The organism is Streptomyces sp. CB01881 (genome assembly GCF_002953255.1).
Taxonomy (GTDB): Bacteria; Actinomycetota; Actinomycetes; order Streptomycetales; family Streptomycetaceae; genus Kitasatospora.
This window is the reverse complement of the sequence record NZ_CP026498.1, coordinates 7,227,648-7,242,798: the sequence shown is the minus strand read 5'-3', so window position 1 is coordinate 7,242,798 and position 15,151 is coordinate 7,227,648. Positions and strand designations below refer to the sequence as shown.

Annotated in this window: 11 protein-coding genes; 3 read left to right on the top strand and 8 right to left on the bottom strand. The window is 73.8% G+C overall.

Features of this window, described 5'->3' with window-relative positions; genetic code table 11:
• Window positions 1–55: 55 nt before the first annotated feature.
• Window positions 56–1,369 (bottom strand): GNAT family N-acetyltransferase, encoded by a 1,314-nt coding sequence (locus C2142_RS21535; RefSeq protein ID WP_148644166.1) that lies wholly within the window; start codon window positions 1,367–1,369, stop codon window positions 56–58.
• A gap of 126 nt (window positions 1,370–1,495) precedes the next feature.
• A complete protein-coding gene (locus tag C2142_RS21530) occupies window positions 1,496–2,023 on the bottom strand; it encodes a GNAT family N-acetyltransferase (protein WP_148644165.1) in 528 nt (175 codons plus the stop codon).
• Window positions 2,024–2,276: 253 nt separating this feature from the next.
• On the opposite strand from C2142_RS21530, the gene C2142_RS21525 reads away from it, so the two are divergent.
• Window positions 2,277–2,843, top strand: a complete 567-nt coding sequence (locus C2142_RS21525) for a dihydrofolate reductase family protein (protein WP_148644164.1) — start codon at window positions 2,277–2,279, stop codon at window positions 2,841–2,843.
• Window positions 2,844–3,363: 520 nt separating this feature from the next.
• Entirely contained in the window at window positions 3,364–4,140 is a 777-nt protein-coding gene (locus tag C2142_RS21520; protein WP_174315675.1) for a DUF6193 family natural product biosynthesis protein, read from the top strand.
• Between the two features lie 122 nt (window positions 4,141–4,262).
• Here C2142_RS21520 and C2142_RS21515 read toward each other — a convergent pair whose 3' ends face one another.
• From C2142_RS21515 to C2142_RS21490, 6 genes are all read right to left on the bottom strand, one after another.
• Window positions 4,263–5,561 (bottom strand): C40 family peptidase, encoded by a 1,299-nt coding sequence (locus C2142_RS21515; protein WP_148644163.1) that lies wholly within the window; start codon window positions 5,559–5,561, stop codon window positions 4,263–4,265.
• A gap of 217 nt (window positions 5,562–5,778) precedes the next feature.
• Window positions 5,779–6,846, bottom strand: coding sequence for a hypothetical protein (locus tag C2142_RS21510; RefSeq protein WP_194235797.1), 1,068 nt, complete (start codon window positions 6,844–6,846; stop codon window positions 5,779–5,781).
• A gap of 261 nt (window positions 6,847–7,107) precedes the next feature.
• Entirely contained in the window at window positions 7,108–9,009 is a 1,902-nt protein-coding gene (locus C2142_RS21505) for a threonine/serine exporter family protein (RefSeq protein ID WP_241002708.1), read from the bottom strand.
• A gap of 128 nt (window positions 9,010–9,137) precedes the next feature.
• Window positions 9,138–9,791, bottom strand: coding sequence for a VTT domain-containing protein (locus C2142_RS21500; protein ID WP_148644162.1), 654 nt, complete (start codon window positions 9,789–9,791; stop codon window positions 9,138–9,140).
• A gap of 128 nt (window positions 9,792–9,919) precedes the next feature.
• The gene (locus C2142_RS21495) at window positions 9,920–12,292 is read right to left on the bottom strand and encodes a hypothetical protein (protein ID WP_148644161.1); all 2,373 of its coding nucleotides are present in this window, start codon (window positions 12,290–12,292) and stop codon (window positions 9,920–9,922) included.
• Between the two features lie 190 nt (window positions 12,293–12,482).
• Entirely contained in the window at window positions 12,483–14,387 is a 1,905-nt protein-coding gene (locus tag C2142_RS21490) for an ATP-binding protein (protein ID WP_148644160.1), read from the bottom strand.
• Between the two features lie 355 nt (window positions 14,388–14,742).
• Between C2142_RS21490 and C2142_RS21485 the strand changes: the two genes are divergently transcribed.
• Window positions 14,743–15,063 (top strand): hypothetical protein, encoded by a 321-nt coding sequence (locus tag C2142_RS21485; protein WP_148644159.1) that lies wholly within the window; start codon window positions 14,743–14,745, stop codon window positions 15,061–15,063.
• The last annotated feature ends 88 nt before the right edge of the window (window positions 15,064–15,151 follow it).

Genomic DNA, 15,151 nt, shown 5'->3' with positions numbered 1-15,151 from the left:
GGGCCGGCCGTCGGGGAGACGGCCGGCCCGGTGCCGGTACCTCGGGCGGGCCGGCTCAGAAGTTGTCCGGGGTCCAGGAGGACAGCGGCGTGCGCAGCAGCAGGTCGGCCGCGGCCGCGGCGCCCGGCCGCACCTCGGTGACCAGGCCGGCCGCGGCCAGCCGCGGGACCGTCTCGCCGCCCAGGTAGAGCGAGCCGAGCACCGACTCGCTCAGCGCGAGGTCGGCCTCGTCGGTGGTGCGGGTGCAGCGGCCGGTACCGTCGGCGGCGACCTCGACGGCCCACCGGCCGGCGACGTGGCCGTCGGTGCCCTCGACCTCCAGCACGACCCGGCCGGGCGCACCGTACGTCCGGGCGTTGAAGGCGGCCTCGACGTCGAGCACCCGCAGCCACGTGAAGTCGGCGTTGTCCACGTACGGAGTGGCGGCGCGCGGGTCCTGGAGCAGCAGCGGCAGCGGGTCGTCCGGGCCGATGTTCTCGATCACGACCTTGCGCACCCAGTCGACCGAGAACAGGAACCGCCACAGCTCGGCGGCGGTGCCCCGGTCCAGGGCGAGGAAGTCGACGACGGTGAGCGTGCAGTTCGGGTAGCTGCCGTCCCAGGTGTCGTCCACCCGGTAGACGGCCAGGCCGGTGACGTTGCCCTCGGCGTCCCGGTGGACGGCGGCGAAGGGCTCCTTCCAGTCGAAGCCCGGCACGGAGACCGCCCCGGTGTGGCGCTTCCACCACAGCTCGTCGCGGGCGAGCGCGCCGGGCTGGGTGAGCCGCCAGCGGTCGTGCAGCTCGGCGCCCACCTTGCGCAGCTCGTCCATGCTGAGGAACTCGACCCGCCCGCCGGGCACGGTGGGCAGGCCCTCGCGCAGGCCGCGGGTGCGCTGGAGGTCGACGTTCCAGCCGTGGCCGCGGGTGGCCGGGCCGAAGCCGAACCGGCCGTAGATGTTGTACTCGGCGGCGATCAGGACGGCGACGGCCGCGCCGCGCTCGCGGGCGGCCGCGAGGTCCCGCGTCATCATCCGGCTGAGCAGGCCGCGCCGGCGGTGGGTGGCCGACACGGTGACGGCGGTGATCGCGTCCGCCTGGACGACGGCCCCGCCGGGCACGGTCAGCTCGACGTCGAAGCTCCGGTAGGTGGCGACGAAGCGGCCCTCGGCCACCGCCGCGAGCATCCGCCCGGGCTCCCACTGCTGCCGGCGGTAGTCCGCCGCGCTCTCCACGTGCGAGCGGAGGAACCCCCGGGCGAGCGCCCGGTCCCAGTCCTCGACCTCGTTTTCGGCGATCGGCCGGATCTCGATCCCACCGACCGTGTCGGTCCACTCCTCGACTCGGCCACTACCAGGATCGCTGGTCCCGCCGTTCGCTTCGTTGCCCATCAGCCCACGGTACGGCGGGCCTCCGACGACGGCATCCGATTATTCGCCGCTGCTCGGACCGGGCTCACAGGCCGGTTCACGGGCCGGTGCGCGCGCCGGGGGCTCCGCTCTGCCGCGGGCCGGTGATCACGGGCGGGGCGCCCCGCCCGGAGCGCCGTGCCCGGGATCGAGCACCCAGTGGTTGACCCGCAGCAGCCGGCCCGCGAAGTCGACCTCCCGCTCGCCGGCCAGCCGGAACCCGAGGGTGTGGCAGATCCCGTTGGACGGCCCGTTGGTGACGGCCGGATGCGCGTGCACCGCACCCCAGCGGCCGTCCCGGACCGCCTCGTCGAGCACGGTCCGGACGGCCGCCTTGCCGAGGCCGCGCCCCTGGAACTCCGGCAGCACCATCCAGCCGATCTCGGAGTAGGCCGTGCCGTCCTCCTCCTGCGACCAGAGCATGACGCACCCGGCCACCTCGCCCGGCGCGACCCCGTCCGGGACGATCATCTTGATCCACGACCGGTCCGCCGCGGCGGCCTCGGCGTCCCGCCGGACCTTGTCCGCGATGCCCTCCACCGGGAGGGGACCGCCCAGATCGGCCATCATCACCGGGTCGCACCGCATCCTGACGTAGGCGCCGACATCCTCCGGCTCGACGTTGCGCAGCCTCATCCCGGGCTCCTTTCAGGGGCGGCCATCGTACGACGGGCCTCCGACACTCCGGCCCTCCGACGGCCGACCCCCTCCGACAGTCCTGCCCCTCCACCCCTCCGGCAACCCGGACCGGGGAACGCGCCGGGCGGGCCGAGTACACCACGCCGAGCCCCGAGCACGAGGACTACCGGCGAGCCCAGATCGCGCACCGATGAGTTTCCCGCGCCACGCTGGTCCATACACCGGACACCCACGAACGGAAGGCTGGGCCATGCGGAAACTGATCTACGGCATGAACCTGACCCTGGACGGCTACATCGCCGCGGCCGGGGACGACATCGGCTGGAGCGGTCCGCCGAGCGACGAGCTGTTCCAGTGGTGGCTCGACCAGGAGCAGGCGAGTGGCCTGTCGCTGTACGGGCGCAAGCTGTGGGAGACGATGAGCTCCTATTGGCCGACCGGCGACCAGCAGCCCGACGCCACCCCGGCGGAGATCGAGTTCGCGCGGAACTGGCGGGACACGCCGAAGGTGGTGTTCTCCTCGACGATCGACGAGGTCGACTGGAACACCCGCCTGGTCACCGGCGACGCGATCGCCGAGATCACCCGGCTCAAGGCCGAGGACGGCGGCCCCATGAACATCGGCGGCGCAACGCTCGCCGGGGCGGCCATGCGCGCCGGGCTGATCGACGAGTACGTGATCGCCGCCCATCCGGTCCTGGTGGGCGGCGGCACGCCGTTCTTCACCGCGCTGGACAGCTGGGTGAACCTGAACCTGGTGGAGACGCGGACGTTTCCCGGCGGCGTGGTCATGACCAGGTACGAGACGAGGCGCTGAGCAGCTTCCCGCTGTCTCACGGCTTGGACGGTCGCTTCCTCTCACCGTCGCGGCGATCTCCCCCACCGCACACCCCCGAACCCGCGAGCGATGCCCCGTGAGCCCACGGTGTCAGCGGGCTTCTGCCAGGGCACCAGCATCAGAGCCCAATCACCCATACGAGTGGGCGGCTTGACCTGCCAGTCTCAGATTCGTGTCAGATATGCCATCGCTTGGCCATCGCTCGTGAGATGTGGCCACGAAATCCGCGAACCTGCACGCCGGTGTAGGTTCCACTCGTGATCTTCATTCGGCTTCGGCGTGAGCTGGGCTGTTGCGGGTTGTCGCATTGATCTTGCGGAGCTGACGGCAGCAGCTGCCCACTGCCGTCATCGGGCAAGCGACCCTGGAGTTCCCCGGCTTCGACGACACGATCATGGATCTCTGCCGCTGACTCCGACTGGGGCACCGCCGTCCAGCAGTCCGCTGTCGCACGAACTCGCGGATGACCGAACCTGCGGGAAGCCGTCAGACTGCCCCGATGAGCCTTGAGTCCTCCGACAATGCCGCCGTTCCGCCCAAGGGGCCCAACCCCGATCTGTATCCAGACCTGGCCGCCGCAGGCGGTCTCACCGCCGCGTTGGAACAGGTCGCCGCCGACCTCGGCCTCGACCTCGGCCCGGTTCAGCGGAACGACTCGGATGACAACTGGACAGTCCCCGGCCCAGCCGGCGGTCGTGAGCCACTCTCGATCCGCCTCGGCTCTCAGGAACGATGGTTCATCATCGAAGGCTGGAGCCAGGGCGTCAGGCTCATCCACGGCGCAACACAAGACCTCCAGGAGGTGGCGAAGGCCGCCACGGCCTGGCGAGCGGGGGCAACCCTGCACGAACTTCGCGGTCTCTGCGCGTTCGTCACCTTCAGTGAACTCGCCGAGGCCCACGAACGCGGCCCTGCTGACGCTGTCACTGTGAAGTGGCGCCTCCTGCGGGAGGAGATGCGGGAGGACATTCCGTTCCCCACGGTCCGCGATCTGGTGGAAGCCGCTCATGCCGAGCCGAAGCTCAGGCAGCTCTATCCCTTCACCAGCCACTGGTCCCTTCACTTCACCACCTGCACCGGATACCCATTCACCTGGGTAGTGCCGTTCGTCGATCCGCTGCGTGACGGGCGATACCGAGTGTGCGGTCCCGACCGGGGAACGGTGATCGGCGAAGCCGACACCGCAGAGCAGGCCATCGCACTCGTCATCAGCCACCTGCCGACGAGCATCGGCCCAGCCGTCGCAGGCACCGCCCGGGACCTGGTCGGGGGATAGTTGGCTCTGTACCGGCCCGTACCACAGCGCTGTCCCGCTCATCTTTCGTGCGCGCAATCAAGGCGAAGAGTTCGCGAGAAAGCGCAAGAAAGTCTGAGAACCTACGCGCCGGCCCGGCGCCGTCACGGGCGGGCGTAGAAGTCCGGTGCGCCCATGATCCAGAGGCTGGCCTGCTTGACCGGCATGCCCGCGCGCGGGGCCTCGATCATCTGGTCGTCGCCGATGTAGAGGCCTACGTGGTGGATGTCGGCGGCGCGGCCGGTGTCGGTCCAGAAGACGAGGTCGCCGGGGCGGAGCCGGCGGTAGCCGATCGGGGTGCTCTGGGCGTACTGGTCGGCGGCGAAGTGGTTGAGCTGCCGGCCGCCCTGACGCCAGGCCATCATGGTCAGCCCCGAGCAGTCGTAGCCGTCGGGACCCTCACCGCCCCAGATGTACGGCAGTCCGATCTTGGAGCGGGCGAAGGCGACGGCAGCGGCCGCGCCCTCCTCCGACCACGGGCGCCCGGCCGGCGGCGGTACGGTCGTGGCTCCCCCGGCGGTCTTCGCGGCGGCCTTCTCCGCCGCCTCCTGTTCGGCCGCGGCCTTCTCGGCGGCGGCCCGGGCGGCGGCCTCGGCCTCGCGGGCGGCGATCGCCTCCAGCGCCTCGCGCCGCTGCCGCTCCAGCTCGACCGTGGTGTGGCGGGCGGCGGCTAGCTCGGTGAGGAGCTGTTCGCGGCGCCGGCCGGTGGTGACCACCTGGTCCTGTTGGGCGGCGAGCCGTGACTCCGCCCGGTCCCGGGCCGCTCCGACCTCGGCCGCGGCCTTCTCCGCCGCCTCGGTCGCGGCGCGCGCGGCGGCCGAGGCCCGGGTCGCGGCGGCGGCGGTGGAGGTGGCCGCGTCGAGGATCTGCCGGGTGCGGTCGCTGGCCACGCCGACCACGGCGGCCTGGTCGCCGGCCTCGCGCGGTCCGCGGGCGCCGATCAGGGCGTTGATGGCGGAGAGTTCGGCGGTGGCGCCCTGGCGGTACGTTTCGGCGGCCAGCGCGGCGGCGTCTTCGGCCGCCCCGGCCCGGTCGGCCTCGGCGGAGGCGGCCCGGCCGATCGCGGCGGACTCCTCGGCGCGGGCGCGGGTGAGCGCGAGCTGGGCGCCGTTGTAGGCCTCCACGGCCTGTTCGGCGACCCGGCCGGTCCGGTCGAGTTCGGCCTTGGCGGCGGTGAGCCCGGCCTCGACGGCGGTGACCGTGGCGGCCCGGCGGTCGGCCTCGGCGCGGGCGCGGTCGACGGACTCGGCGGAGGGGTGCGCCTCGTCGGCCGCCGTGGCGCCCGGGGCCCGGTCCGGGTCGGCGGGGAGGGCCGCGGCGGCGGGGAGGGCCGCGGCGGCGGGGATCAGCCCGAGCAGGGCGGTGAGGGACAACAGGAGGGTCGGCAGCAGCCTGCGCACCACGAGACATCCCTTCTCAGGGTCCGGGAGGGGCCGCCGCCGGGTGGTCGGTTGGTTGCACAGGCCCGGCAAAGCGTCCCATCACATGACAAATCGTTTACGCATCGCCATGTTCTCAAGCCGGGCGGCTTTCCCGTTCCAAGCCCGCACGGCCGGCCGGGTGACCCGTCGGATGATCCGACCGGGCCTCAACTCCGGCCGGGCGCAAAGGGCATGCGAACTACCGGTGGATCCGGCGGGTGTGCGGCCGCAGGTGGGGGTGGCGGCCGGGCCGCGGCTCCAGGCCGGTCGGGCCCACCGCGTAGGTGCGGCTGCGCCCCGCCCGGACGGTCCGCCGGCGCTGCTGGGCTCCGCGCCGGGTGCCGGGCTCGCGGGTCCCGTGGTCGGCGGCGCCCGTGTCGGGGCCGGGCCCCGCGGCGGCGGCCGAGCGGCGGTCGGCCAGCCGGGCGGAGCGCCGGGCCAGCGCGCGGGCCTCGTGCGCGTCGAGGTGGGCGGTGGCCCGGGCGGCCATCCGCTCGGCGACCCGGTGGGCGGCGGGGTGGCTGGCCGGGACCTTGTCCGGGGCGCCGGCGATCAGGTCGAAGAGCCAGGTCCGGGCGATGTCCGCACGCCGGTGCAGGCGGCGCTCGCGCCGGATCGCGCGCGCCCGGCGGCGCGGGCGCGTCGCGTAGCGCCAGCGCGCCCAGGGGCTGCTGGGCCGGGCCAGCCGGATCGCGCCGATCCAGGAGATGCCGGGCACCATGATGCCGAGCAGGCCGGTCCACACCTTGCCCTTGAGCAGGGCCACCATGGAGACCAGCATGTTCACCGAGATCACCGTGACCAGCCCCCACCTGGTCTCCTGGCTGGGCACCACACCGAGCGGCACGTAACCGACCAGCAGCAGTGCGGTGAAGAGGATGCCGAAGATCACCGCGTCCACCGACTTGCGGCCCTGCTCGCCCCAGTAGACGTCGTCCAGGTGCAGGATCAGCGCGAACTCGTCCAGCACCAGGCCGCAGCCGATGCCGAAGAGCAGCCCGAACACGTCGATCCAGGGGTGCCCGCCGTAGGTCGCGAACACCCCGATGCCGCCGACCAGCAGGAAGCCCAGGCCGAACACCATGTGGTGGATGTGCAGTCCGCCGGGGGTGACGTTGCCGGGCCACCAGCGCACCTGGGCCCTGATCATCCGCACGCTGAACCGGATGAAGACGAAGGAGGTGATGAACCCGACCAGCAGCAGGAACAGCGGTTGCTTGTGCGCGGCGACGATGTGCTCGCGGTAGCCGTCCAGCAGTGTGGTCATGCGTCTTACCTTCGTTCCTGGTCCTGCGTCATGCGGGCCGCGACATGGCCCGGGCCGCCACCGGTCCGGCGGGTGCGGCGTACCGTCCCCGGCCGACACCCCTCCAACGAGTACGGCGTGCCCAACGAGTACGGCGTGCGGTCCGGTGACCGCGGCCGACTCCGGGTCCGTACGCCGGGGACTGCACGCCGGGTCCGTACGCCGGGGGCTGGGCGCCGGGTCCGTACGCCCGGGCCGGGTCCGGGGCCGGCCCGCCGCCGGTCAGAAGCCGCGGGTGCGCTTGGCCGCCCGGCGCGGCACGACGGGCTGCGCCGGCAGCAGTTCGGCGCCGGCCGGCAGCTTCATGAAGAGCCGGGCGATCTCGCCCCCGAGGTTCACCCCGATCGCCAGCGCCAGGGCGATCGCGGCGGCCCGGGTGATCTGGACGATGCCGGCGGCGGAGTGGCCCTGGGCGAAGGAGAGCATGCCGAGGTAGAGCGCCGAACCCGGCATCAGCGGACCGATCGCCGCGGTGACGTACGGCAGCGCGGAGCCGTACCGGTAGCGGGCCATCAGCTGGCCGAAGAGGCCGACCAGGCCGGCCGCCACGCCGGTGGCGACGATCGGCGAGACCTGCGCGTTGTAGACCAGCACGCCGTAGCTGGACCAGCCGATGCCGCTGTTCAGGGTGACCATGCCGAGCAGGCGGCGGTCGGTCTGCAGCAGCATCGCGAAGGCCAGCGTCAGCACCAGCGCGGCGATCATCTGCACCGGCGGGTAGTTCACCCCGACCAGGCTCTCGTCCGGCCGGAGCTTGGCCTCGAAGCCGACCCCGAGGTAGAGGATCAGCATGACGCCGATGACGATGCCCGCCACCAGGTAGATCACTTCGAGCAGGCGGGCCGCGGCCGTGATGTAGAAGCCGGTCAGGCCGTCCTGGACGGCGGCCACCAGGGCCCGCCCGGGCAGCAGCGCGAACAGCCCACCGGTGATCACCACCGAACCGTGCAGGTCCCAGTCGTTGAAGGAGAGGATGATGCCGGAGGCCGCCGCGGGCATCGCGGCCAGCACGAACTGGTAGAACTCCGGCAGGCCGCGGCGGGCGATCATCGAGGCCAGCCGGTCGCCGAGGACGGCCGCGATGAAGGCGCTGGCGAAGACCAGCCACCCCTTGTCGTCGATCCGCCCGCCGACCAGGAAGGTCGCCGCGCCGGCCAGCAGCCCGGTGTTCAGCGCGAGCAGCCAGGCCGGGTACGGGTGCCGGTTGCGGCGGATCAGGGCGAGGCGGCGGTACGCGTCGTTGACGGTGACCTTCTCCGCGGTGATGTCGGCGACCAGCTCGTACACCGCGTTCAGCCGGGTGTAGTCGGAGGTGCGGCGGCGCACCACCCGGTCCGCGGTGACCGGCGGCTCGACCAGCGAGGGCTGGTGCGAGATGCCGATCAGGGTGAAGGTGACCTGCGGCTCGCAGCGGTCCAGCCGGTACGCGTGGACGATGCCGAGCATGGCCGCCTCGACGTCCTCGGCGGCCTCGCCGCTGGCCAGCAGCAGTTCGCCGATCCGCAGCGTCAGGTCGAGGATGCGCGGGACGTTCCGGGCGGCGGAGGGGTGCAGCTCGCGCGCGGTGCGTTCGAAGGCCGGGCGCTCGGTCATCGGGGTGCGCAGCAGGGTGCGCATCCGGTCCGGCCAGGGCGCCTCGCCGGGGGCACCGGGCTGGAGGGCCGGCACGGCGGTGCCGGTGGGCGGGGTGTAGCCGGCCGCCTGCCATTCCTCGGGGGTGAGGGTGTCCTCGGCGACCGACCGCCGGCGGTGGACGGGGGCGGGTCGCTCGGGCTCCTCCACCGTCGCCGGGCCGGACTCCACCGTCGCCGGGCCGGGGCGCACCGTCACCGGGCCGGACCCCGCGTCGGCGGGCCCCGGCTTCGCGTCGACGGGCGCACGCCCGGGTTCGGCGGCGGACTCCGGGCTCAGCAGTCCCTTGGTCTCCGTGACGGGCGGGACGAGCGGGATCACCGTGGTCGGCTCGACGGCCGGGGCGGGGTGGCCGAGCAGGCCCTCGGTGGGTGGCGCGTCGGAGGGGTGGAGCGGCTGCGATCCCGGTGCCGGACGCGTCTGACGCGCCTGCCGGGCCCCCTTGCCGCCCCTGGCCCGCCTGCCTCCGCCCGGTCGGCCCCGCTTAGGCACTTCCGCTCCTTGCCGCCCCTGGTGGCGCCGGGGTCACCGGGCCGCCGTTCGATCTCGGGTTACACCTTGCCTGATCGAACTGCCGGACGCACATGTACGTCGCGGCGGGCGCCGGGGCCTCCGGGCGCCTACCCGGCGCGGTGGTGGGCCTGGGCGGACGTGCCGGCCCGGCGGGCGCGCAGGAGTTCGACCGCCACCGGTACCACCGAGACCAGCACGATGCCGACCAGGATCGCCTCGATGTTGTCCCGGACGAACGGGATCCGGCCGAGGTAGTAGCCGAGCACGGTGACGCCGGCGCCCCAGAGGACGCCGCCGACGACGTTGAAGACGACGAAGGTGCGGTAGTTCATCCTGCTCACCCCGGCGACGATCGGGGTGAAGGTCCGCACGATCGGCACGAAGCGGGCCAGCACGATCGCCTTGGGTCCGTGCCGGTCGAAGAAGGCGGCGGCCTTCTCCACGTTCTCCTGCTTGAACAGCCGGGAGTCGGGGCGCCGGAACAGGCTCGGCCCGACCTTGCGGCCGAAGAGGTAGCCGACCTGGTCCCCGGCCACCGCGGCGGCCACGATCAGCGCGCAGACCAGCCAGAGCGGCTGGTGCAGGTAGGTGCCGCCGGCCAGCAGCAGGCCGGTGGTGAAGAGGAGCGAGTCCCCGGGGAGGAAGAAGCCGATCAGCAGGCCGGACTCGGCGAAGACGATGGCCATGATGCCGATCGGCCCGAACGTGGAGATCAGCTGGGTCGGATCGAGCCAGGACGGGCCGAGGGCGAGGCTGGTCACGGGGCAGACACTCCTGGAGGTCGACTCTTGGCAAAGAAACAGTAAAGCATTCGCCAAGTACGTCTAAACCAGGAGGTCTGCCCGGGCCCGGCGCAGGGGGCCTGCCCCGGGCCCGGCCCGCTTCCGCGCTACAGCCCGTACCGCTCGATGACCTCCTCGTGCCGGCCGGTGTCCGCGCCCGCCGCCTTGGCCAGGTCCAGCCAGGCGAGGGGGTGCGGCCAGCCGCGGGTGAGCCGGTGCAGCAGGGCGTCGGCCTCGGCGGCGTGCGCCGTGGGCGGCACCCCGACGGCGGCGTAGACACCGGGCAGGAGGGCGCCGTCGTCGGCGGGGTCGGTGATGCTGTACTGCTCCCCGCTGTACGCCCAGACCGCGTAGCCGGCCTCCTGCAGCTCCCCGCGCAGCACGGCCCAGGCCTCGTCGCCGGGCCAGCCGCCGTCCACCCAGTAGGTGGTGTAGCCGGCCGGGTCGAGCAGGGTGAGCAGCGCGAACACCGGGCGCCAGCGCCGCCGCTCCTCCTCCGGCGCGTCCTCGGCGGGCGGCTCCTCCAGCAGCGCCGGGGCGAAGACCACCACGTCGCCGTGGTTGAGCGTCACGTCGTCGCCGAGCACCGGCAGGATGCGGGCGGTGGCCGGTCCGGTCCGGACGGCCGGGAGGTCGACGGTGGCGCCGTTGGTCCGGGTGGCCCGGACGGTCACCAGCTGCCACTCCTCGTCCACCGGGCCCTCGGGCTCGTCGAAGTCCAGGCCGAGCAGGGCGCCGGTGGAACGGACCACCACCCAGTCCCGGTTGGCGGTGGCGGCGGTGATCAGGTGCCAGAGGTCCGGCTCCTGGACGGTGCGGTGCCGCTCCTCCTCCGGTGTGCCCTCGGCGGGCAGCGCGTGCACCAGGATCTCCTGGTGGAACCGCTGCGCACGCGTGTGGTCGCCCAGCTCGGTGGCCGCGGCGGCGGCCAGCCGTCGGGTGTTGATCCGGTCCGGGTGGGCGTCCAGGATCGCCTCGCAGAGCTCGACCGCCTCGGCCCAGCGGCCCTCGGCGGCGGCCCAGCGGGCCCGGACCCAGTGGCCGCCGGCCGGGCCGGTCGACGCCAGCCGGTCGGCCAGGCGGCGCACGCCGTCCTCGTCCCGGGCCTCGATCAGGGCGCTGCCGAGCATGCCGCCCAGCTGCTCGTGCGCCGGGTCGGCGTCCAGCTGCTCCCAGAGCAGGTCGGCGGCGGCCCGGGCGTGGCCGAGGCCGCCCAGCACCCCGGCCAGCTGCACCGCCAGCTCGGTGGCGTCGGCCTGCCCCCGGCCGGTCCGCCCCTGCCGGCACTGGTCCAGGGCGGCGGCGAGCAGGTCGGCGCCGGTCTCGACGGGCACGCCCGCCGCGCCGAGGTACGCGAGCAGCCCGGCCGGCGGAACGGCCAGCGCCGGGACGGGCAGCGCCTCGGCGGCGGCCCGCAGCGCGGCGACCTCCTCGGCGACGCCGTCCGTGCGGCGCAGCTGGGTGAGCTTGCGTTCGCCGGTGGCGGCCAGGGTGAGGGCGACGGTGCGGGCGTGGCGGGCCAGGGCGAGCCGCCCGGCGGCGAGCAGCAGGTTGACACAGGGGCGGTGCGATCCGGCGCCGTCGAGGTAGCCGGCCCAGCCGGCCACGGCGGCGCCCAGCTCGGCGTCGTTCTCCCACGCGCCGGCCGCGACCAGCAGCTCGACGGTCTCCGTCCAGGCGGACCGCAGGTCGGCGTGGCGCTCGGCCTCCTCCAGGCCCGGCAGCAGCGCGAGCGCCTCCTCGGTGCGGCCGAGGGAGGCGAGCGCGCGGGCCCGCGCGAGGGCGCCCCAGCGCCGGTCGCTGTCGTCGATCTCCCGGCCGCGGGCACGTTCGGCCTGCTCGGAGGTGTCGAGCAGGGTCAGCACCTCCTCGTGGCGGCCGAGCAGGTGCAGGGTGCCGGCCCGGGCGTGGTGGAAGTGGAGCGAGAGCCGCTGGCCGGCCGCCTGCATCCGGGCGGCGGCGGTGTCCAGGTGGCCGAGCGCCTCGCCCGGGCGGCCGTCGTCCTCCAGGGCGTCGGAGTACTCCCGGGAGAGGCAGTCGAAGCAGGCCCGGGACGGTTCGATCCGTTCCAGGGTCTCGCTCAGCACGGCGAGCCGCTCGGGCACGTAGCCGGGGCCGTCGACCCGGGCGTGGCAGATCGCGAAGTCCTGCACCACGCAGACCGACTGCGGGCAGTCGGCGGTCTCCTCGCGGTGGGCGAACTCCAGCAGGTCGACCGCCTCGGGCAGGGCCTGCTCGCCCTGGTGGCGCTTGTTCAGCAGGTTCTGCATCCGCCAGTGCCGCAGGTAGACCTCGACCCAGGGCAGGCCGAGCGACCGGGCGGCGGCCAGGGCCTCCGGGTAGACGGCGTCGAGCTGCTCGTTGCGCCCCTCGTTGGCGTGGCCGGGGAGCTCGTAGACGGCGTCGGCCAGCCGCCGGTGGCCGGCCTCGGCCAGTTGCTCGTGGGTTTCGCGTACCCAGGCCCAGATGTCGGTGCTCATGCGCCCACCTCGCTTCGTCCGGCGGTTGCCCCGCCCGGCGTGCGCCTTCCGTTGATTCGCTCGCTCATGCCGCTTCCGTCTCCCCCTTGCGGGTCGTGCGCCGTGCTGGTCGGCAGTGTGGCCGGGGCCTCTGACATTCCGTTCGCGGGTCCGCCGGCGGCCGTCCCGGCCGGCCCGGACCGCGCCCCGCTCAGCCCTCGTCCGTGAGGCCGCCCGGGCTGTCCGGGACGCCCGGCAGGCCGGCCGGGACGGCGGCGGTCAGGGCGGAGACCGCGGTGCCGATACCGGCCAGTGCCCCGGTGAGGTCGCCGCCGCCCCCGCCGGCCGAGGCCGCCGCCATGATCACCTTGAGCGAGCGGAGCAGCCCGGCGGCGGTGGCGCTGCCGGTGTGCCCGTCGCGGTAGGCGGTGAGCAGGTCCTGGACGGCCGGGCTGGCCAGGTTGAGGTAGAGCCGGGCCTTGACCTCGCCGTCGGTGCGGGCGGTGAACGCCCGGGCCAGCCGCAGTGCGGCGGACGGGATCCGGGCGTCCGCCTGGTCGTCCTCGATCCGGGCCTTCAGCTCGGCCTCCCGGTCGGGGACGAGGACGAGCGGCAGGCCGGCCGGCTCGAACCGGGCCGGGACGAGCTGCTCGCCCGGGTCGGCCAGGGCGCCGGCCAGCCAGGCGGCCTCCTCGGCGGGCAGCGGGCGCTCCGGGTCGCGGAACAGCTCGCGGTTGCCGCGCTCGCTGCCCAGTTCGACGATCCGGCAGTCCCGCAGCTGGGCGTAGCGGCGCAGGAACGGCAGCACGGCGTAGCGGTCGCCGCGCGCGATCGGCACCTGCATCGCCCGGTAGAGCATCTCCTCGAAGCCGCCACTGCTGCCGAGCGCGACGTGCACGGCGCCGCCGCCGGCGGCCCGCAGCGCGCCGGCCGTCAGGTCGCCCTGCGAGGTGGGCACCGGCACGTCGTCGGCGAGCAGGGTGAAGAGCCGGTCGTCGCAGAGCGCGGCGCCGAGCAGGTCCTGGCCGTGGCGGGCGAGGATGCGCCGCCAGACGGCGGGCCGCAGCCGGGCGGTCTCGTAGAGGCCGTCGACGACGGCGTCGGTGAGGGTCCGCTGGAGTGCGCGGTAGTGCTCGTCGCGCTGGAGGTCCTCGCGGCTGGCGGTGGGGGTGAGCCGGCTGGACTCGACCACGCCGCCGATGAACCCGGCCCAGCCGGGCAGCAGGTCGCGGGCGTCGTCGGCGAGCAGCATGCCGCGGAGGTAGACGGCGAGGTCGCGGTTGTCGCTGCTGCCGTACGTGCCGCCGTCCTGGACCCAGAGCAGTCCTGCGGCGTCGCTGTCGCCCCCGGCGGGGTGGACGGGGAAGGCGGTGAGCGGTTCGAAGCGGCGGCCGAAGGCGGTGGCGAACCGCATCCGGGCGGCGTGCTGGTCGCCGTCGGAGGGCTGGCGCCAGGGCACCGGGACGGCGTTGACGGGCTGCTCGTCGTCGCCGACGTAGACCGGGATCGGCAGCAGCACGCAGTACCGGCCGAGCACCTCGCGCAGCGCGTGCTCGTCGGCGAGGTGGGCGTGTTCGTTCTTCAGCGACAGTTCGACGACGGTGCCGCCACCGGGCCGCGGGGCCGCCGGCTCGACGCTGTACTGCTCGCCGCCGAAGCTGCGGTAGCGGTGGCCGAGCAGCGGCTCGCGGTGCGAGGTGGTGGTGACGGTGACCTGGCCGGCGACCGAGAAGGCGGAGAGGAAGCCGAGGCCGAAGGCGCCGATCAGCTCCTCGTTGCCGGTCAGTTCGCGCAGCATCCGGGTGTAGCCGGTGCCGACGGTGGCGAGGTAGGCGTGGATCTCCGGCTCGGTGAGGCCGGCGCCGGTGTCCTCGATGCTGACGGTGCGCCGGTCCGCGTCGGCCCGCACCCGGATCAGCGGCCGGTGGTCGCCGTCCGGGTCCTCCAGCAGGCGCCGGGTGTGCGAGTCGTGGGCGTTCTGGACGAGTTCGCGCAGGGCGACCAGCGGGGTGGAGTAGAGGTGGGTGGCGAGGACGTTCACCAGTCCGCCGAGATCGACCTCGGTCGTACGCAGATCCTCGGCGGGCACGGGGTCGGGCGGGAGACCTTCAGACATGGGTCCCCAGTGTGCCAGTGCGACTATCCGGCGACCATTTCTTTCTGGTGACCAGGGGCCGGTCAACCCGGCATTGACCGCGAGGGCCGCCCGGCGGGCCCGGCCTACTCCCTCCGGGTGTGCCAACTCCGCTGCATACGGGCGGATCTGGCCCGGTTTGCGTAACCCGGTGCGCCTCCTCCGGACGCTTCGGACCTGCCGCCTCCATGACACCATCGGGCGAATTGCCACCCGTTCGGTGGAGTTCGTCCACGGCGCTGATGAATGCTGGTCGTGCGACGTCAGGCAACGGCGCCACGGAGCGGCCACTCCGGGAAGCGCCATTTTTCGCACACCACCCTTCAGGGAGACCAACGTGTCCCGTATCCGCGCAGCCGCCGCCGTCACCGCCCTCGGGGCCTTCCTCCTCGTCGGCGTCGGTGCCGCCACCGCGCACGCCGACAACGGCGCCGGCGCCGACCACCACTCCAACAGCAGCGTCGTGAGCAACACCGGCTCCAACAACGTGATCGGCAACGTGGTCGGCAACGTGGTCAACACCCAGCAGACGGCCACCGGTTCGGGTGCCGCCAACCAGAACAACGGCCTCGCCGTCACCGGCAACGGCGGCGACATCGGCGCCCTGCAGGGCAACGGCAACCTCGCCGCCAAGGTGTACCCGCACGTCTTCTCCTAGGAGCACCCGGGGAGCTCACGGGAGCACGAGCACCCGGGAGCGCGAGTACCCGGAAGCCCCCGGAACGCCCCCCGCGCATCGCCCGGCG